The sequence below is a fragment of the Bradyrhizobium sp. genome (assembly GCF_035701725.1).
Taxonomy (GTDB): Bacteria; Pseudomonadota; Alphaproteobacteria; order Rhizobiales; family Xanthobacteraceae; genus Bradyrhizobium.
In genome coordinates this window covers 1-18,864 of record NZ_DASSRP010000023.1, presented here as the reverse complement: position 1 = coordinate 18,864, position 18,864 = coordinate 1, and the positions used below count along the sequence as shown (strand labels likewise).

Genomic DNA, 18,864 nt, shown 5'->3' with positions numbered 1-18,864 from the left:
CCTATGGCACAATCAGCGTTGAAACAGAAGCCGATACCATCATCCCGCCGCTGGCCCCATGGGCGCTAGTGGGCTTCTGGGATGAACGTTTCGTGTGTGCGCGGGCGCGCGGCGGAACAGAATCTGGAACAAACCTTGCTCGATCTTGCGTACAGGTCCTCTCCCTTGAGCGAGAAAGAACTATGCTCATTGCCAGCGTGACCCGTCAGCGACGGGCGACACGAGCCGCTGACCAGGCGCATCAAAGCGCTCTAGATTATTGAACACCGACACACCTTCGCGCAGCCGCCGCCCCTGCCAGCCGACCGAGAACCGTCGCAGTCAAGAGGCCGTTTCCCGACAAATAACCGGCGGCCGTCGAACCAGACACGCCGGCCGCGGCCCCTCCTGCGGCAAATAAATTCGGAAACGCGCCGCCATGCCGGCGCCTGACGCGGCACTGCGTGTCGATCGCCAGACCGCCCTGCGTGTGAAACAGCGCACCTGTCACCTTGACCGCGTGAAACGGCGCCACCAGCCGCTGCTCGGGCGAAAACTGGCGGCCATACCGATCCTGCGCCGAGGCCGCCTTCAACGTTTCAACACCGGCCCATTCCAAACCAAACCCTGCTAGCGGGACGTGCATGGCCTCCGCGAGGGCCTCGACGCGATCCTGCGTCAAGATCGCGCCCGCCCGCTCGGCTTGGCGGAAATCCTCGAACTGTCGCGCCACCGATGCGATGCGCGCGTCGAATACGCACCAGGCGACGCCGCCCGGTTGTTTGAGGACCTCTGCTGCCTGCTCCGAGTAACCGAGCGACTCGTTGGAGAAGCGTCGGCCGTCGCGATTAACCTGAAAGCCGCCCTGCATGATTGCAGCCCAGGTGATGAGAATATTGTGAGGTATCGCCACCGACCCGTGTCCCTGATAGGCGCCGAGGTGCTCCAGCTGTGCGCCGAGCGCTTCGCCCCAGACGATCGCGTCGCCACGGTTGCCCGGGTGTCCGAAATACAAAGCACTCGCCATTTCCGGAACATGGCGACGCACGAGATCAGGATTGCCGCCATAGCCGTTGCAGGCCAAGACAAGCGCCTCGCATCTGATCCGCTCACGCACGCCGTCGCCGCGCAACGTCTCGACGCCGCAAACCGTGTGATCCTCCGCGATAAGCAGCGACGTTGCCGTGCGGCCCGTGACTATGGAAATGCCGCTGTCTTCGGCGGCGCGCCGCAGGTGATCAATCAATTCGACGCCGGTTCGCGCCGGCAGGCCATGCATGCGCATGGCCGAGTGTCCGGGATAATTGAAGTTGTCGATGACATCGAATGGCAGCCCGTATCGATCCGATAGCCATTCGACGAGCGGTGCCGCGCCCTGGGCAACCGTTTGCACGATCATCGGATCAGCTTCGTTGGCGGCTTTTCGCTGGATGTCTTCGACAAACGTTTGCGGATCGTCGGCAATTCCCTTGGCACGCTGAAAGCGCGTCGCGGCGGCCGGAATGAGTCCGGCCGACAGCGACGTCGACCCCGACGGCCGCTCGTCACGCTCGACCACCAGGGGATCGATTCCCGCTTCCTTGGCAGTCAAAGCCGCGCATAGTCCCGCGGCCCCGGCACCGATGATCAGAACTGGCGTTTCCACGTCAAAGGGAGCTTCGCCGGCCGGCTTGATCGCGGTCATGCCGCCGCCAGTCCTCTCATCGCCTCATCGACGGTCGTAATCCTGGCGACGGGCCGCAATCCATCGATCGCGGCGCGGTGTACTTCCGGCGAGAACGCCGCGCAGCCATCTTCCAGCACCGTGCATTCGAAATCGCGCACCTGCGCGTCTCGCACCGTGGAGGCGACACCGCCATTGGTGACGATCCCCGCAAAAAGCAATCGCTTGATGCCATGCGCACGCAGCACCCATTCCAGCCGCGACATGTAAAAGGCGGAATAAGCGATCTTCTCGACGGTGAAATCCGCCGGCTGCAGCTCGTCGACCAGTGCCTGGCCCCAACTGCCCGGCGCGAAATCGCCCTTTGCAAGGAACGGACGCAGCTCCTTCAGATGCGGCGAAATCATCGGCTCGCCACCGCGACCAGGCACCAGGGTGAACGCTGTCGCGCCGACCAGGATTCCTTTTTGACGAGACAGGTCAACGAGCGGCTTGAGGCGTTGAGGCAGCGCCGCAATGTCGTCACTTCGTTGCCCCGCGCGGCCATAAGCGCCGTTCGGGTGAAGAAAATCGTTTTGGAGATCGAGCAGTAACAGCGCGGACGACGATATCATTTCGGCACCCGTTCAACGATGAGATTTCCGAGCGCATCAACCCGGCCGCGCAAGCCGGGCTCAATGTAAATCGTGGCATCCGGCTGTTCCAGGATGGCAGGTGCTTCGACGATCGCACCGACCGGCAGATCGAGGCGCGACCAGATCTGTGTTTCAAGCCAGGCGCCGTCGATGCGGACCGGGCGCGCACCCAGCCTTGCTTTCTCAACTGACGCCTCCGGCCCCGGCGCGAAAACCGAAAGATCGAGCTGTGGACGCCGGCCAATCGCGGCGACGCGTAACGACACGATTCGGATCGGCAGCCCCGGAAGCAGGCGGCTGAAGGACGACGCATAGGCGGTTTCGAAAGCGGTGCGGATCATAGCGGGCGAAATGCCCGTGGTACCGTCTTGCAGCGTGACCGGAACCTGCACGGCGACCGTGTGGGTTTGCCCTACATAATGCATGTCGAACTCGAAGCTCAGATCGATCTGGCCAACCATCGCGCCCGCAGCGCCGACGACCGCGCGCACTTGCTCGCCCGCGGCGACCATTCTGCGGTCGAGCGCGGCAGTATCAATGCCGTCGAGCGCAAGGTTCAACGTCTGCACCTGATCGTGCCGCAAATCCGCGATGACGCAGCCAAGGGCAGAGGTGACGCCGGGAAAACGCGGTACCAGCGCCATTTGCAGGCCGATCTCCTTGACGATCGCGCCCACATGCAGCGCACCGCCGCCGCCAAAGGGCACGCCAACGAATTTCGTCGGATCGTGACCGCGCTCGATCGATACCAGGCGGATCGCGCCGGCCATTCGCGCATTGGCGACGCGTACGATGGCCTCAGCAGCCTCCAGCACATCGATGCCGAGCGGACGGCCGACATGGTTCAGGATCGCGCTTTTGGCGGCCTCGACGTCGAGGCGCGCAAGTTTGCCGCCGATTGGCCGGTCGGCGTTGATCCGGCCGAGCACGACGTGAGCGTCGGTCAACGTCGGCCGGTCGTTGCCCTGGCCGTAACAGGCAGGTCCTGGTACCGAACCCGCGCTTTCCGGCCCGACCTGCAACAGTCCACCACGATCGACCGACGCGACCGATCCGCCACCGGCGCCGATGGTGGTGATCTCGATCATCGGCGTGCGGATCACGAGGCCGAAATCGATGGTCGCCTGCGCGGCGAGTGACGCCCGGCCGCCGGCGATCACGGAAACGTCGAACGAGGTGCCCCCGAGGTCGCAGGTAATCGCGTTCTCAAAGCCGGCCTGACGGGCGATAGCCGCGGCCGCGATCACGCCCGCGGCGGGGCCCGATAGCGCAGTGCGGATCGGAAACCGGCGCGCGGTAGCCGTCGACATCACGCCGCCATTCGACTGCACGATGTAGAATTGCCCCTTGAACTGCAGCTTCTCCAGCGCCCGTTCCAGCCGGGCAAGATAGCCGCTGACCCCCGGCTGCAGGTAGCTATTGAGCGCCGTGGTCGAGGACCGTTCGAATTCCCGGATTTCCGGCAGCACCTGATGCGAGGCAGAAACGAATTCGTTAGGCCAGACCGACCTGACCACCGCCAAGGCCTTCTGCTCGTTGGCGGGGTTGGCGTAAGTGTTGATGAAGATGATAGCGAGCGCCTCGGCGCCGCGCTCATGCAGCGCGATCGCGGCCGAGCGCACTTCCGCTTCATCGACCTCGCAATGGATCGTGCCGTCGGCCAGCGTGCGCTCGGTGACTTCCATGCGAAGGTCGCGATCGACGATCGGCGTGAAGTCGCCCCACAGACCCCAGGTACGCCGCCGGTCGCGCCGGCGCATTTCCAGCACATCACGAAAGCCGCGGGTGGTGATCACGCCGACCTTGTGCCCTCGCCGCTCCAGCAACGAATTGGTGCCGACAGTGGTGCCATGGACAATCGAAACGATCTCGCGCCCGGCGCTGACGGTCGAGATGCCTTGCATGAAGCCGGCCGCCTCGTCGCCACGCTGGGATGGAACCTTGGCCGTTCGGAACGCCTTCGTCTGCGCATCGAACAGCAGGAGATCGGTGAAGGTGCCGCCGACATCGACCCCGAGAATGTTGGACGGCTTCATCGGCCGCCTCCACTTCGCAGCGCCGCAGTCCCGGCCATATCCACTGCGCCATCTTCGCCAACGACCACGCCGTATTGGCTGCGCGCCGAGGCGGGCGTCACGTAGCCGAGCCTGACGTCACGCGCGACGCGTTGCGGATCGCGCTTCAGCGGATCGCCATAGCCACCGCCGCCGGGAGTTTCGAGCCTTACCTTGCGGCCTCGCTCGATGCTGATATTGGTGACCTTGCTCACCATCGCCGGCGACTTGTCACCCTCGGGAGATTGATAGACAAAACGATTCAGCGCCGCGCTGCCGCCGCCATTGACGCCGAAGGGCGGGAATTTTCCCCGCTCGCCCAGGAGCGACACGTCGGTCGCTCCCGCGGCCAGCGTCTCGATCTCGTAGATGGCGCCGAGCCCGCCGCGATGGAGGCCCGGACCGCCGGAATCCGGACGCAGCGCCCACTGCGTGAACATCACGGGATAGAGCGATTCCAGGATTTCGGCCGGTGGAATCGTCGCCGTCGAGATCGGGTTGTTGCCGTGATTCAATCCGTCCGTTTCCGGATTGCCGCCGAGCCCGCCACCGAAGAAACAGAACATCACCCAACGACGGCCGTGCTCGCGCCAGCCGGAGAGCGACAACGCGTTGATCGTGGCAAACGGACCGCCATTGGCACGTTCCGGCGCCAGCTGCGCGAATGCAGCGAACACGGTGTCGATCACGCGCAGGATCGTCTCGGTGTAGCCGCCGACCGGTCGCGGTGCGGAAACGCCGAGCAGCGTCGTATCGGGGATCACGAATTCGATCGGCGCGAGACAGCCAGCGTTGGCCGGCACATCCGTAAAGATGTGCTTGAGCGCGACGTAGCAACAGGCGACAGTGGTTGAATAGGCAATGTTGAGCGGCCCGTCGCAGGGCGGCGCCGAGCGCGAGAAGTCCAGCTTCATCGTCTCGCCCGAAATGGTCAGGTCGAGCGCAATCTTCAGCGGCACATCGGTAATGCCGTCATTGTCGAGGTAATCTTCGCAAGAAATGATGCCGTCCGGCAGGCTGGCAATGTTGGCGCGCATCAGTTTTTCCGCGCGCCCGGTCAACAGCTCAAGCGCGATAACAATCCGATCCGCGCCGTATTCCTCGAGCAGAGCGTGGAAACGCCGCTCGCCGAGATCGAGCGCATTGAGCTGCCCGTGAAGGTCGCCCCAGTTCGACTGCGGCACGCGGGAATTGGCGCCGAGAATGTCGATGATGTCCTGCTGGATGACGCCCTTACGGGCGAGCTTGACCGGCGGCACGCGAAAGCCTTCCTGAAAACTCTCGGTCGCCTTGGCATTGAAATTTCCTGGCACATTGCCGCCGACGTCGAGCCAGTGGCCGACAGATGCGAGCCAGGCAAACAACTCACCGTTCCAGAACAGCGGCCTTACCAGGCGAAAATCGTTGAGATGCGTGCCGCCGTCATACGGATCGTTGAACAGGTAGGTATCGCCGGGCGCGAGATCCCCATCCCTGTTGGCCTTGTCGATGACCGCCTTGACGGCAAATGCCATCGCACCGACGAAGATCGGCAAGCCGGTCGTGCCCTGCACCAGCGTCGCGCCGGTTTGCGCGTGATAGAGACCGTGACAGGCGTCGTGAGCCTCGGCAATGATCGGATTGAAGGCCGAACGATAGAGCGTCGCGTCCATCTCGTCGGCGATCTGGACGAAACGACCGTTGAGAACGGCAAGGAGAATTGGATCGATCGTGCTCATTTGCCGCCAAAGCGCTTGCCGCGCTCCATCATTTCGGGTGTTCCGAGCAGCGCATTCATCTCGTTGAAACCGAACATCCGCTGCAGGAAAGGTTGCGTGGTCCGGTGCTCGGCCAGCGACGCATAGTAGTCGACGGCGGTGCGGGCCAGCGTACGCACGATTCCGCCCGGAAAAATCACCAGCGAAAAGCCGAGCGCTTCCAGTTCGCCTCCCGAGAGGATCGGCGTCTTGCCACCCTCGACCATATTGGCCATCAGCGGAACACCTCGGCCGATGCGTTCCACAATGCCGGCCAGATCCTCCCGCGTCTTTGGCGCTTCGACGAACAGCACATCGGCGCCGGCCTCGCGAAACATCGATGCGCGCTCGATCGCCCGGTCAAGGCCTTCCACCGCGACGGCATCGGTGCGCGCGATAATGATGGTATCGCGTGAGTGACGCGCATCGAGGGCCGCCTTGATCTTGCCGACCATTTCATCTGCCGAAATCAGGCTCTTGTCATCGAGGTGGCCGCAGCGCTTGGGAAAACTCTGGTCCTCAAGCTGGATCGCATGCGCGCCGGCCTTCTCGAACAGTCTCACCGTGCGCTGAACATTGAGCGCATTGCCGTAGCCGTTGTCAGCGTCGACGAGCAGGTTGGCCTCGACCCGGTCGCTGATGAGCGACACCGTCTCGACCACCTCGGACATGCTGACAAGACCGATATCGGGACGGCCAAGGCGCGTATAGGCGATCGACGCGCCGGAGATATAGAGCGATTGAAAGCCGGCCTCGCTTGCGATCAAGGCCGTGAGCGGATCGTAGACGCCGGGCGCGACGACAATCGGCGGCTTTGAAAGCAGTGAGCGGAGAGAGACAGGTTGGGTCATGGCTATAATCCGAGAAATGCCCGTTTGAGGTCTGCGTTCGATCTCACGTCCGCGGCAGTGCCGGACATGACAAAGCTGCCGTTTTCGAGAATGTAGGCGCGGTGGACGATGTCGAGGCTCTGCGCGACGTTCTGCTCGACCAGCAGCACCGCCAGCCCCTCGTTGTTGAGCCGCCTGATCAGCGTGAACATCTCCTCGACCATCAGCGGCGAAAGGCCGAGCGACGGCTCGTCGAGGATGAGCAGTTTGGGCTCCGCCATCAGGCCGCGCCCGATTGCGAGCATCTGCTGCTCGCCGCCGGAAAGCGTGCCGGCCATCTGGCTTGTCCGCTCGCGCAGCCGGGGAAAGAAAGAGAAAACGCGCTCGCGGTTTGCGGCGCGACGCGCCGATGCCCGCCGGTAGCTGCCAATATCGAGATTTTCACTGACCGACATGTTCGGAAAAATGCGACGTCCTTCCGGAACGTGAAGCAGACCGGCCGCGACGATTTCCGCGGGACTTGCGTTCTGGATCGGCTGGCCATCGAATTCGATGGCGCCCTCGCGTGCCGGGACGATTCCCGAAATCACCAGGTTGAGCGTCGACTTTCCGGCGCCGTTGGAACCGAGCACAGCCACCATGTCGCCCGCATTCACTACGAGGTCGACATTGCGCAGGATTTCGACCTCGCCGTAGCCGGCGCGCAGCCCTGCGACCTTCAGCAAGGCGCCATCAGCTTTGTTGTCAGCCATGCGCGCCTCCGGCCAGCCGTGCGGCGGCGCCGCGACCGAGATACGCCTCGATCACTTCGGGATTGGCCCCGACCTCATCCGGCGTTCCCCGGGCGATGACGTGCCCCTCGACGAGCACATAGACCTGCTCGGCGAGACTCATGACGGCCTGCATGACGTGCTCGATCATGAGGATGGTGATGCCACGATCGCGTATCGCCCGGATCACCGGTAGCATATCGCGTATTTCCGAAGGATTGAGTCCCGCGAGAACCTCGTCGAGCAGAAGCAGTTTCGGTGACGTCGCGAGCGCTCGCGCGAGCTCGAGCCGCTTCCGCCGTGCCAGCGTCAGCGTTGCCGCGGACTGGTTCATGATCGTTTCGAGACCCAACAGCCTTGCGACTTCGGCCGCAGCAGCGAGCGCCTCCGTGCGCCGCGCAAAATGAAGATGCGCACCGACGGCGATGTTTTCCAGAACCGAAAGTCCCGAGAACGGCTGCACGATCTGAAATGTGCGCGCGATACCTTGCCGCGCGACCTGATGCGCGGGCTGACCGGTGATATCTGCGTTCCCAAGCCGAATGCGGCCACGATCGGGCTTCTGAAATCCGGCGATCAGGGCAAACAAGGTGGTCTTGCCTGCGCCATTGGGGCCGATCACCGCGGTGATCCGGCCTGCCTCTGCAGTCAGCGAGGCCTCACGCACGGCATAAAGGCCGCCAAATCTCTTCGAGATGTTCTCGATCGCGAGGATGGTCCGGCTCATGCTGCAGAGCCTCCTGCGCCGATCTGCCGCTGCAACAGCCATGCGCGGCAGCGTGCGCCGATACCGGCGACGCCGCGAGGGGCCATCCCGACCACCAGGATCAGAACGACTCCGTAAAGCATGAGATCAAGACCCGGCGCGTCGCCCGTGACGAGCTTGGCCGCCTCGCCGAGCGTCTTGACCATCAGCGCGCCCAGCAGTGGCCCGAACACCGTTCCGACCCCGCCGATGATCGATGCGAGCAGCGCCTCGACCGAGATCCACGGGCCATAGGCGATCGGCGCATCGATAAACAGGAAATATTGAACGTAGAAGCATCCCGCCGCCGCGGTGAACGCCGCCGATACCGTCATTGCCGCGAGTTTGACACGCGTCGGATCGACGCCCAGCGCCTGCGCAGCGGATTCGCCTTCGCGCACCGCCACCAGCCAGGCGCCAAATCGGGACCCTTCGATGAGACGAGTGACGACCAGCGCTATAGCGACCAGCCACAGAATGAACCAGTAGGCAACCGCCCGGCTCGAAAACTGGAGCGCATGAATACCCGGATCGAGCTTGATGAGGATACCGACGCCCGCGCCGGTGACGGGCGCGACGCTGGCAAGAATGCGAAGAACCTCGGCGAAGGCGAGCGTTACCAGCGCAAAATAAGAGCCACGCAGTCCCGATGGGAAGGTCAGCGCGCCAATCGCGGCGCCCATGCCGGCACCGGCCACGACGCCGAACGCAAAAGCAGGCCACGCATTCAGGCCATAGCGCGTTTGCAATATGGCGGTCGCGTAAGCGCCCGTCCCGAAGAATGCGGCATGGCCAAAGGAATATTGGCCGCCATAGCCGCCGAGCAGGTTCCAGCCCTGCCCCGCCAGCGTCAGCAACAGCGCCGTCACCAGGAAGTTCAACACCACGTCCGAATGAACAGCAAATGGAACGCAGGCGAGCGCCGCGACCACCACAACGATCGGCAGGAACCCGCCCCGGCTCATGCCCGCGCTCCCAACAGTCCGCTTGGGCGAAACAGCAAAACCAGGATGAACATCAGGAAGATGCCGATCTGGCCGAGCGACTCTCCGAGATAGAGCCCGCAGAGACTCTCGATGAGACCCACGAACAGCCCGCCGATCAGCGCGCCCGGAATTGATCCCATGCCGCCCAGCACGACGGTCGTGAACGCCACCAGCACGTAGGCGTTGCCGACGTGAGGGTTGACGTAATAGGTCGGGATCAAGAGGCAGGCGGCGACAGCGACGCAGGCGGTGCCGAGCCCGAAGGTCAAAGCATAGATATGCGCAACGTCGATGCCGCTCAGTTGGGCGCCGAGCTTCTCTTTTGCCACCGCGCGGATGGCCTTGCCGGTGTCGGTTAATGTCAGCAGCAGCCAAAGCAGCACGGCGACGACAACCGCTCCGGCAAATCCGACGAGCCGCGGCACCGAGATGAACATACCGGCAAACGGCACCACTGAAAAGCTGTAAGGCAGGTCGACGGTGCGGGTATCGCCGCGAAACGCAAACAACAGGCCGTTTTCGATGATGACAGCAAGGCCGAGCGTTACCAGCAGGATATTGCTGTCATCGCCGTGGGAGAGCGGCCCGATGACGAGACGCTGGAGCGCGTAGCCGACAACGAAAAAGGCAGGCGCCAACACAACAAGCGCGGCGTACGGATCGATGCCGAAGAAGTGGTAGAGATAGAACGCCGCGAACAACGCAGCCGTCAGCAGTGTGCCGTGGGCAAAATTGATGATGTGCAGCACGCCGTAAACCAGCGTCAGGCCGAGCGCGACCAATGCGTACAAAGCGCCGTTCAGAACGCCGTTGATGACAGCGGGAAAGAGAATGTTCAGCTGCACGCGCGGTGTCCGACCATGGCCCGTTACGGTGAAATCTCGCCTTAAGCCCGCGGCATCGGATAGACCGCCTTTGCCGACGCAAAGGCTTCCGGCAGGACAACCTGGATGTCGCCACCGATCACCTGCGTGTTGGTCGGCACCGCGCCCTGGTTTTGACCATTGACGAACTTGGTCGGACCGTAAGGCATCACATGCCCGGCAAAAGTTGAAGCGGCAAGCGCCTCGATGATCTTGCCGCGATCGGTCGATTTCGCGCGCTCGATGGCGTCCGCCATCAACAGCGTACAGCTGTAGTTGAGGTAGACCTCGTAGGTAAAGAATTGCCCTTTCGCCTCGACTTTACTCTTGAGGGCCTGGGCCTTTGGGTTGCGTGGATCGAACCAGTGATTGCAATCCATGATGAACTGGGCCGCTTGCGGAAACTCCTTGACGAACTTGTAGGACGATGCCGCTCCGCCCAGCACGGAGTAGATCGCCGCCTTCGGCCGCACCTGTTGTTGCTGCATGGTGCGAGCCAACAACACATATTCGTTATAGTAGTTGGCTGGGATGACGATGTCGGGATCGGCGGCCCGGATCTTGAGCACGACATTGTTAAAATCGCGCGTCGGCGTCGGATGGGAGATGGTCTCCAGGATCTGGAATCCATTCAACGGAAGCTGCTCGTTGAGCAGCTTGGCAAGACCCGAACCAAAAGCAGAATCCTCGTGCACGATCATCACGGTCTTGGCAGGCTTGCCGGCGGCCTCGTTGATCGCGACGAGGTTGGTCAGCGCCGTCTTGGTAATTACGCCAAAGCCGGGACCGAAGCGGAATGTGTTCTTCAATCCGCGCGTCACGATCGCGTCGGTCACGCCGACGTCGACCAGGTACGGCAGATCGTAGCGCGCCGCCGTCTGCGAGGTCGCAAGGCAAATGCTGCTGCCATAACCGCCGACGATCGCGGAGACGCCTGCCGAATTCATCTTCTCGACCTCGGCGTTGCCGCCTTCCGGCGTCGATTGCGCGTCGCCAAGCACAGGCTCGATTTTTCCGACGTCCTTGATGCCACCGGCCGCATTGATTTCGTCGATCGCGATCGAGGCCCCCAGCCGCCCCTGCTGGCCGGAATAAGCCAATGCACCGGAGACAGGCTGCAGGAAGCCGATCTTTACCGCTCCGTCCTGTGCTCGCAGGACCGACGGCGCAGCGATCACTCCAATCGCCGAGGCCATCCCCGTCAGCGCCGTCGATTGGAGGAATTTCCGGCGGCTAAAGCGCTCGCGAATGTTTGGCAAGGCTGCAACTCCTCTGGCTAGATCAAGGCAATTCGATTTGACGATCGGGTCTTTCGCGCGGGCTTGCGGCGCACATTCGGCAAAGGCGACCAGCCTCGGTTGCTGGCACCACCGGAACGAACCAGGTCGAACTCGAAGCCGTAGCGATCCGGCCGATAGAGCGCGTAGAGATGTTCGACGCCGCGGCCATTGTGGTCGAACACGGTGCGCACAAGTTCAATCAGCGGTGAGCCGGTTTTGACACTCAGCGCCCGGGCCACGTCGGGCGCGGCGAGGCTCGCGGAAATCCGCTGGGTTGCACGCTCGACCTTCACGCCCGAACGCTCCAAAAGTTCAAGCAGCGGCCGATCGGCCAATTCCTTGCGTGTAAACGTCGCGCCGATGCGCTCGGGCACATGCGTCAGCAGATACGAAAATGGCTGGCCGTCGACCGAGCGGACGCGGACCGAGCGCTGTAGCAATTCATGATCGCCCGAACTGAGCGCCTCGGCGGCAGGACCGGCGGCCGGCACATAGCCGAACGACAGCAATCGCACGCTGGTCCTGCGGCCCATTTCAGCCAGGTTCGCCAGCACGCCTGAAATATCGGCACTCATCAGCGACGAGTGCGCCCGATAGACGACGCGCGTTCCCGCACTGCGTCGCCGTTCGATCAAATGCTCGCTTTCCAGCTCGCCCAGCGCGCGCCGCACCGTGACCCGCGACACGCCATGAGTCGATGCGAGGTCGTTCTCGGTGGGAAGTCGCGCGCCAAAGCCAAGCGCCCCGCTCACGATGCGATCGCGCAGCACCAGGTAAATCTGGCGCGCCTTGGCTTCCTGCAATCGACCCGTCACTCTCCCCGCTCCCTGCTGGCGGCTTTACTTGGTATCATTTACCATACAATATGGAGGGACTACCACAATGTCCTATTCGTACGAAATCGTCGCATGCCATCGCCTTTGACCCTGTTCGACAAACTCTGGGCGCAGCACGAGGTTCTGCAACAGGGCGGCGAGTCCCTGCTGTGGGTCGACCGGCACTACGTCCATGAAGGTTCATTTCATGCCTTCACTCAGTTGGCGCGGCGCGGCGGGCACGTCGCAGAGCCGGAGCTGACGTTCGGCGTCGCCGACCATTATGTGCCGACGCGCGGCCGCGACCAGCCGATCGCCAATGTCGAAATCGCCCGCATGATCAGCGACCTCGAGAAGAATACGGGCGATCAAAACATCGCCTTGTTCGGCTTGAGGGACCCCCGGCAAGGCATTGTTCATGTCGTCGGACCGGAATTGGGCCTGACCTTGCCCGGCCTCCTGATCGTCTGCGGCGACAGCCACACCTCGACCCATGGCGCCTTCGGTGCGTTCGCGTTCGGAATCGGCGCGTCCGAAGTGGCGCATGTGCTGATGACGCAAACGCTTTGGCAGAAGAAGCCGCGGACCATGCGGATTGTCGCCGAGGGGCAGCTTTCCGAAGGTCTCACCGCCAAAGACCTCGCGCTTGCTATCATTGCCAAGGTCGGCGCCGATGGTGCCGCCGGCCATGCGATCGAGTTTTCGGGTCCGGCGGTCAGCGCACTTTCGATGGAAGCGCGAATGACCCTCTGCAACATGGCGATCGAGGCCGGGGGCCGCTGCGGCATCGTCGCGCCGGACAAGACGACGTTCCATTACATCCGCGGTCGCGCGTATGCACCCTCGGGCGAGATCCTCGAAAAGGCGATGGAAGACTGGGCCGATCTCAAATCGGATTCCGGCGCGCAATTCGACCGGGAGGTCGGAATCGATGCGACCGCAATCGCGCCGTTTGTCACCTGGGGCATCAGCCCGGAGGACGCGCTGCCGATCGACGGCCGCGTTCCTGATCCGGCCGGCGCGCCAACGCCAGAACGCGCCAAATATCTGCAAGGCGCGATCGACTACATGGGTCTCGAAGCCGGCATGCGCCTCACCGATGTTGCGATCGACCAGGTCTTCATCGGCTCCTGCACTAACGCACGCATCGAAGACCTCCGCGCGGCGGCATCCGTCCTTGCTGGGCACGTCAGCAAGGTTCCGGGCCTGGTGTCGCCCGGATCGTCCGCGGTGAAGCGGCAGGCCGAGGAAGAAGGGCTCGACCAGGTATTTCGGAGCGCTGGGCTCGAATGGGCCAATTCCGGCTGCTCGATGTGCGTCGGCATCAATGGCGACCAGGTCGCGAAAGGACAGCGCTGCGCGTCGACGACAAACCGGAATTTTCGCGGCAGACAGGGCCCCGGTGCGCGCACACATTTGATGTCCCCCGCCATGGTGGCCGCGGCCGCCATCAACGGGCGTCTCGCCGATGTCCGCTCGCTGAAGTCAGGCAAGAGCTGAAGAGGGCGAAATGGACAAATTTACCTGTATCGCAGCAATCGCCTGTCCACTCCCGACGGAGAATATCGACACCGACCAGATTCTGCCGGCGCGCTATCTGAAACTGCCGCGCAAGGGAGAGCACGGCAAAGTCCTGTTTTACGATTTGCGCTTCGACGCTGAAGCGAACGAGCGGCCGGAGTTTCCGCTCAATCGACCGCATTGGCGCGAGGCGAAGATCATCGTGGCCGGGCGCAATTTTGGCGGAGGGTCGTCGCGCGAGGCCGCGGTCTACGCGCTTTTGGATTTCGGCATCCGCTGCGTGATTGCACCGTCGTTCGGCGATATCTTTGCACAGAACGCCACGAAAAACGGTCTGTTGACCGCCGCTCTCGGCGAAACCGAGACCAACGCGTTGATGTCAATGTTGGAGCGAGAACCAGCTTCGATCGTCACCGCCGATCTCGTGTCGCAATCAATCGCATGCGGCGGCCAGCAATTTCAGTTTGCGATCGACCCGTCGCGCCGGGATCGCCTGCTCAATGGTTGGGATGATTTTGACGTCACCCGCTCGTTTCGAAAAGAAATCGCTGATTTCAGATCAGCCGACCGAAAGCGGCGACCCTGGGCGGTCCCTCACGCACGCGGCGCCGGCGGTATGGCGAGCTAATCTATGGCGGAGAGAGTGTCCTCCAGAAAATGCAAGAAACGCCCATTTTATCTGAGTTTCTAGCATGCGCATTTTGGCTACATACACCTGTGCATACACCTCGCAAGGCAGTTTCTCCGCCATTGAGAGCATCGATTTTCATCGGCGGTCTGGTTTTAGCACCAGCATATTCTTCCCAAAATTGGAAATCTTTTCGAGCGCTACTTTGCCGAACATGCCTGCGATCGGGGCGTCGACGCGGCACGCGCCCAGTACCGGGCATGGCTGGCGATTGCGGAGGCTTCGGACTGGCGCACGCCGCAGGACGTGAAGCGTTCGCATCCAAAGGCGAGCATCATGAAAGGCGGGCGCGTCGTGTTCAATATCAAGGCCAACGACTACCGCTTGATTGCCTTGGTACAATATCGCGACGGCGTGTTGGTAATCCGCTTTTCGGCAGTCATGAAGACTATGATAAGGTGAACGCGTAGGCGGTGTGATGAAGGCGACTTTGATCATTATCCAGAATGAGGCCGATCATGAGATGGCCAAGGCGCTTTTCAGCAAGCTGATGCGATCGATCGAGGCTGACGACCGCGCGCGCATGGTGGCGCAGGCTCGCCTAATCGAGGCATATGAACGCGCACGATGGCCGCGCAAAGCGCCGCCGCTACCTGATTTGCTAACCTATCTGATGGCGCAGCATGATTTGACGCGCGCCGATCTTGTTCCGCTTCTGGGCACGGCGAGCCGTGTCAGCGAGGTCATGTCGGGCAAGCGCGAATTGAGCATGACCATGGTAAAGCGCTTGCGCGAGCGCTTCCATGTTCCGGCGGATTTGCTGATTTCGGCCAGTGCGTGAGAGTGTCGCGGCCTAAGCTGATCACTTCGCATCAGCAAGTCGAATATTTTCCAGACTTCGGTGGCGGTCCAAAGCGATGAGCTTGGTGGTCTCGAACACTCGTGCGAGGAATGGCACAACCGCCGACCTCACCGGACCTCATCCAACTCGCGTTTCGGCTGCCATGCGACGGGATCGTCGATCCAGCGATTGATGTCGGATTCGCGCCAGCCGGTGCCGTTGACGCTGATTTTGAGCTGGGCCGGGAATGTGCCCTCGGCGATCTTACGGTAGATCGTGGAGCGGGACAGACCGGTCCGGGACAGGACGGTTTTGAGGCGGATGATCCGGTCTGGCTCACGCATGGAAACGCTGCCTCTTCCTGGCTGCTTCTAACTGCTGCTGATCCAGACAGAGCACGCCATGACGGTTGCGCAAGAGCGTTTTTCGGGTCGTCGCAGCGTGGCGTGCGAGCGGCTGCAAATAGGTGTGATCGGCGATGGGTGCATGTGATCCAAGGGTGCGCGGCGGCGACATGCTCACATCAGAGCCCGAGCCCCCGGCCTCGGCCGAGGTCGAGGCCGTGACTGAAGGCGAGTTCAAGGCCGAGCCTGCGGCCTGTTTCGAAGGAGATGCCAAGCTCGATCTTGCGGTTGGCGAGGATCGATTCCATCTGCGGATCGCGTTCGAGGCCTCTCGCCATGTCGCCCATCGCCGAGCGCGTGGCCCTGTAGCCGGACATGTCGCCCGCCTGATACTGGCGCTGGCTGGTCTGGTCGAGCCTTTGCCAGCGCTCCACAAAGCGGTCGGCGAGGCGGTCCGGATTGACGCGGATTTCGGTCTCGAACTGGAGCGCGCGGATGACGCGACCGAGATTCTTGCCTGACGCGGCTTCCCGGGCAAGGTCCGGGTATTTCTTGTATGCGGCTTCGGCATCGTGCGAGCCATGGGGGCGCAGCTCCTCGAAGGCCTTGCGGGCCTGCTGCAATTCCTTCACCTGTTCGGGGCTGGCCTTGCCGCCGATGTCCTGGACCTCGAAGATCGCATCCACCGCGCTGGCATGGCGGACCAGCGCACGGGTGCGGGCCCTGCGCAACGCAGCTTCCGGATCCCCCACCACCTCCCTTTCCGGCGTTTCGGCTACGCGCCGCTCGGCTTGCGGAGCGCTCCGGTCCCGTTCCGGGGCTTCGCGGCCCATTGTCTGTCCGCCATCCAGGCCGGGCGCGTCGCCGGCAGGCGGCCCCGAACGATCGAACATGCCGCGCACCTTCTCCGGCACGATTGTCCTGACAATTTCGGCGACGCGCTCGCGGAAGGTGATGCCGCGCCGCTCGGCGTAGTCTCGCGTCGGGTCGATCTGCTCGTAATCTGAGGCCATGTCCTTGGACCGGTCGCGCGACAGGGTCCGGGTGAGTTGGATCTGATTGGCAAAGTCGTCGCGGCCGTAATGCAGCTCCATTCCGTCACGGTGCCGCGACAGCGCGACATAGCTGGCATGGGCGTCCATGCCTGGTGTTGCCAGCACATGGGTGCGATCGACGGTCATGCCCTGCGCCTTGTGGATGGTCGCGGCATAGCCGTGGTCGATCTTGCTGTAGTCCTTCAGGTCGAACGCGACATTGCGCCCATCGTCGGTCCGGACGGTCAGGGATTGAGGGCTGACCTGCCCGACGGTCCCGAGCGTGCCGTTCTTCACGCCAAGGCCGCGCTCGTTCTGCAGGAACATGACGCGGTCCCCGCTGGCGAAGTTGCGTTCGCCGCGTTCGACCGTAACACGGACGTCTTCCCCCAGTTCGCCGGCGTCCCGCATCCGCATCCGAGCTGCCTCGTTCAGCGCGCGCACCTCGTCATTGGTATGAGTCAGGATGATCCGGCTCCGGTCCGGCGATGCCTGCCGGTCGTGGTCCCAGCGCTCGATCAGATCGCCGCGGGCCTGCTCGCGGGTTGGGGCCGCATGTAGCATGCCGTGTCTGTCATAGGCATGGATCGCATCTCTGGTTCGGCCGGTTGCCAGATCGCGCGTGGCGTCCCGCTGCCAGTCCTCGTGCTGGCGGCGCACCTCGCCAATTTCCACCCCGCCATGGCGCTCTTGGATCGACCGGAAGGCCGCACCCGCTTCGATCGATTGCAGCTGTTTGGGATCGCCGACCAGGACGACCTTGGCGCCGGCCTCCGCTGCATGGGACAGCACGCGTTCCAGCTGACGCGTGCCGACCATGCCGGCCTCGTCGATGACAAGCACATCGCCCGTCGTGAGCAGGTCGCGGCCTTGGCCCCAGCCGTGCTCCAGGCTGGCAATGGTGCGTGACGATATGCCCGATCCGGCCTCCAGATTCTCGGCGGCGATGCCTGACAGGGCCACGCCCCGGACCTCGTAGCCGGCCGCCTCCCAGGCCTCCCGCGCTACCCCCAGCAGCGCGCTCTTTCCCGTCCCGGCATGGCCGACGACGATGCCGAGATCGCGCCCGTCGGTGATGTGCCCGAGCGCGTCGGCTTGCTCGCCGGACAGGACAAGGCCGCGTGCTTCCGCAAGCGCCACCGCCGCCGCACGATTCCTGGCATTCACATAATGGCGTTCCCGTTCCGCCATAAGCTTGGCGGCCTGGTGAAGGCGCCGTTCGGCCTCGATCATGCTGCGGGTGGTGAAGCGGTCCTCGCCGCTGATGTCCTTGCCCAATTCGACCAGGTCGGGGGCCTTGCGCATCGCTCCCATGACTTCGTTGAACTGGTCGATGCCGTCGCTGTGCCGGTGGGCGAACCTCGCCATGTCGCGCTGCGTGAAGGTTGATTGCTGATGGACGATAGCCTCTAACCCCAGACCGGGATCGGCGATGATCCGCGCGCCGTTGCCGAGAGCGATCTCGCGGTGCATCTCGGCTCGATCGGCGGCCTCGGTCCCTTCGCTCGCGATACGCTGTGCAGGCGCGCCGATCTGACTTTGCGGCTCCAGCGCAATGCCCTGCGCCTCAAGGCTGCGATGGTCGATGCGTGCGTCGATGTCGAGTTCGGCCAGCCGTTCGTTGGCAAGTGCGGCCCAGCGTTCGCGCCAGCGCTCCACCATCTCAGTGCGGTTCCACTCCCGCACCTTTTGGCCAAAGCCGTTCTTGTCCACCACCCGCATGGTCAGCATGACATGGGCATGGGGTTTGGGCATGCCGTCCTCGGCCATGTCCCAATGCACGTTGAGATCGGCGATCATGCCCCGATCGACGAATTCGCCCCGAACGAAGTCGCGGGCGAGTTCGATGCCCTGTGCCTCGCTCATCTCACGCGGGATGGCGAATTCGACCTCGCGGGCAAGCTGGTCATCTTTCCGGACTTCGAAGGCCTCGACATCGTTCCACAGCCGTTCGCGGTCGCTCCAGGCTTCTGGCGCATTTTCCGGCAGCATCACCTCGGAATGGACGACGCCGCGCTTTCCGGAAAAATCTTGGTCACGGCCGATCCGCTCGTCGCGCAGCCGTGAGCCCGACCGGTAGGCGGCCGACGCCACCGCGCTGCTCCCGGCCTTCCGGCCAATGACCTTGACGTGAAGATGA

17 protein-coding genes are annotated in these 18,864 nt (G+C 63.1%); 4 read left to right on the top strand and 13 right to left on the bottom strand.

The annotated features are described in order from the left end of the window. Positions 1 to 256 precede the first annotated feature (256 nt). The 11 genes from VFL62_RS01170 to VFL62_RS01120 are packed head-to-tail and all read right to left on the bottom strand — an operon-like array spanning position 257 to position 12,356. Positions 257 to 1,663, bottom strand: coding sequence for an FAD-dependent oxidoreductase (locus tag VFL62_RS01170; RefSeq protein WP_325170545.1), 1,407 nt, complete (start codon positions 1,661 to 1,663; stop codon positions 257 to 259). Then, on the bottom strand, positions 1,660 to 2,256 hold the full coding sequence (locus tag VFL62_RS01165) for a cysteine hydrolase (RefSeq protein ID WP_325170544.1): 597 nt from the start codon (positions 2,254 to 2,256) through the stop codon (positions 1,660 to 1,662). Before VFL62_RS01165 ends, VFL62_RS01170 begins: the two co-directional genes overlap by 4 nt. Then, on the bottom strand, positions 2,253 to 4,313 hold the full coding sequence (locus VFL62_RS01160; protein WP_325170543.1) for a hydantoinase/oxoprolinase family protein: 2,061 nt from the start codon (positions 4,311 to 4,313) through the stop codon (positions 2,253 to 2,255). Before VFL62_RS01160 ends, VFL62_RS01165 begins: the two co-directional genes overlap by 4 nt. After that, the gene (locus VFL62_RS01155; RefSeq protein ID WP_325170542.1) at positions 4,310 to 6,049 is read right to left on the bottom strand and encodes a hydantoinase B/oxoprolinase family protein; all 1,740 of its coding nucleotides are present in this window, start codon (positions 6,047 to 6,049) and stop codon (positions 4,310 to 4,312) included. Before VFL62_RS01155 ends, VFL62_RS01160 begins: the two co-directional genes overlap by 4 nt. Continuing rightward, entirely contained in the window at positions 6,046 to 6,918 is an 873-nt protein-coding gene (locus tag VFL62_RS01150; RefSeq protein ID WP_325170541.1) for an oxaloacetate decarboxylase, read from the bottom strand. The genes VFL62_RS01155 and VFL62_RS01150 overlap by 4 nt, the downstream gene beginning before the upstream one ends. 2 nt (positions 6,919 to 6,920) lie before the next feature. Further along, positions 6,921 to 7,622 carry an ABC transporter ATP-binding protein gene (locus tag VFL62_RS01145; RefSeq protein WP_325170584.1) on the bottom strand — a complete coding sequence of 234 codons (702 nt, stop codon included), beginning with the start codon at positions 7,620 to 7,622 and terminating at the stop codon, positions 6,921 to 6,923. Between the two features lie 19 nt (positions 7,623 to 7,641). Next, positions 7,642 to 8,382, bottom strand: a complete 741-nt coding sequence (locus VFL62_RS01140) for an ABC transporter ATP-binding protein (protein WP_325170583.1) — start codon at positions 8,380 to 8,382, stop codon at positions 7,642 to 7,644. A gap of 8 nt (positions 8,383 to 8,390) precedes the next feature. Beyond that, positions 8,391 to 9,377 carry a branched-chain amino acid ABC transporter permease gene (locus VFL62_RS01135; protein ID WP_325170540.1) on the bottom strand — a complete coding sequence of 329 codons (987 nt, stop codon included), beginning with the start codon at positions 9,375 to 9,377 and terminating at the stop codon, positions 8,391 to 8,393. Beyond that, positions 9,374 to 10,243 carry a branched-chain amino acid ABC transporter permease gene (locus tag VFL62_RS01130; RefSeq protein ID WP_325170539.1) on the bottom strand — a complete coding sequence of 290 codons (870 nt, stop codon included), beginning with the start codon at positions 10,241 to 10,243 and terminating at the stop codon, positions 9,374 to 9,376. The genes VFL62_RS01135 and VFL62_RS01130 overlap by 4 nt, the downstream gene beginning before the upstream one ends. 41 nt (positions 10,244 to 10,284) lie before the next feature. Beyond that, positions 10,285 to 11,520, bottom strand: a complete 1,236-nt coding sequence (locus tag VFL62_RS01125) for an ABC transporter substrate-binding protein (RefSeq protein ID WP_325170538.1) — start codon at positions 11,518 to 11,520, stop codon at positions 10,285 to 10,287. A gap of 17 nt (positions 11,521 to 11,537) precedes the next feature. Next, positions 11,538 to 12,356: a GntR family transcriptional regulator gene (locus tag VFL62_RS01120; RefSeq protein ID WP_325170537.1), complete on the bottom strand. Its 819-nt coding sequence runs from the start codon at positions 12,354 to 12,356 to the stop codon at positions 11,538 to 11,540. Between the two features lie 93 nt (positions 12,357 to 12,449). Between VFL62_RS01120 and leuC the strand changes: the two genes are divergently transcribed. The 4 genes from leuC to VFL62_RS01100 all read left to right on the top strand — a co-directional run bounded on the left by leuC (position 12,450) and on the right by VFL62_RS01100 (position 15,346). Then, positions 12,450 to 13,856, top strand: a complete 1,407-nt coding sequence (gene leuC / locus VFL62_RS01115; RefSeq protein ID WP_325170536.1) for a 3-isopropylmalate dehydratase large subunit — start codon at positions 12,450 to 12,452, stop codon at positions 13,854 to 13,856. 10 nt (positions 13,857 to 13,866) lie between these two features. After that, complete coding sequence (gene leuD / locus VFL62_RS01110; RefSeq protein ID WP_325170535.1) at positions 13,867 to 14,505, top strand: 3-isopropylmalate dehydratase small subunit; 639 nt, start codon at positions 13,867 to 13,869, stop codon at positions 14,503 to 14,505. Positions 14,506 to 14,811: 306 nt separating this feature from the next. After that, positions 14,812 to 14,967, top strand: coding sequence for a type II toxin-antitoxin system HigB family toxin (locus VFL62_RS01105; RefSeq protein WP_325170534.1), 156 nt, complete (start codon positions 14,812 to 14,814; stop codon positions 14,965 to 14,967). 16 nt (positions 14,968 to 14,983) lie between these two features. After that, positions 14,984 to 15,346: an XRE family transcriptional regulator gene (locus VFL62_RS01100; RefSeq protein ID WP_325170533.1), complete on the top strand. Its 363-nt coding sequence runs from the start codon at positions 14,984 to 14,986 to the stop codon at positions 15,344 to 15,346. A gap of 128 nt (positions 15,347 to 15,474) precedes the next feature. On the opposite strand, the gene VFL62_RS01095 is transcribed toward VFL62_RS01100, so the two are convergent. Beyond that, positions 15,475 to 15,690, bottom strand: a complete 216-nt coding sequence (locus VFL62_RS01095) for an AlpA family transcriptional regulator (RefSeq protein WP_325170532.1) — start codon at positions 15,688 to 15,690, stop codon at positions 15,475 to 15,477. 179 nt (positions 15,691 to 15,869) lie between these two features. Next, positions 15,870 to 18,864 (bottom strand): Ti-type conjugative transfer relaxase TraA (traA, locus tag VFL62_RS01090; RefSeq protein WP_325170531.1); only part of this gene is annotated, 2,995 nt, incomplete at its 5' end.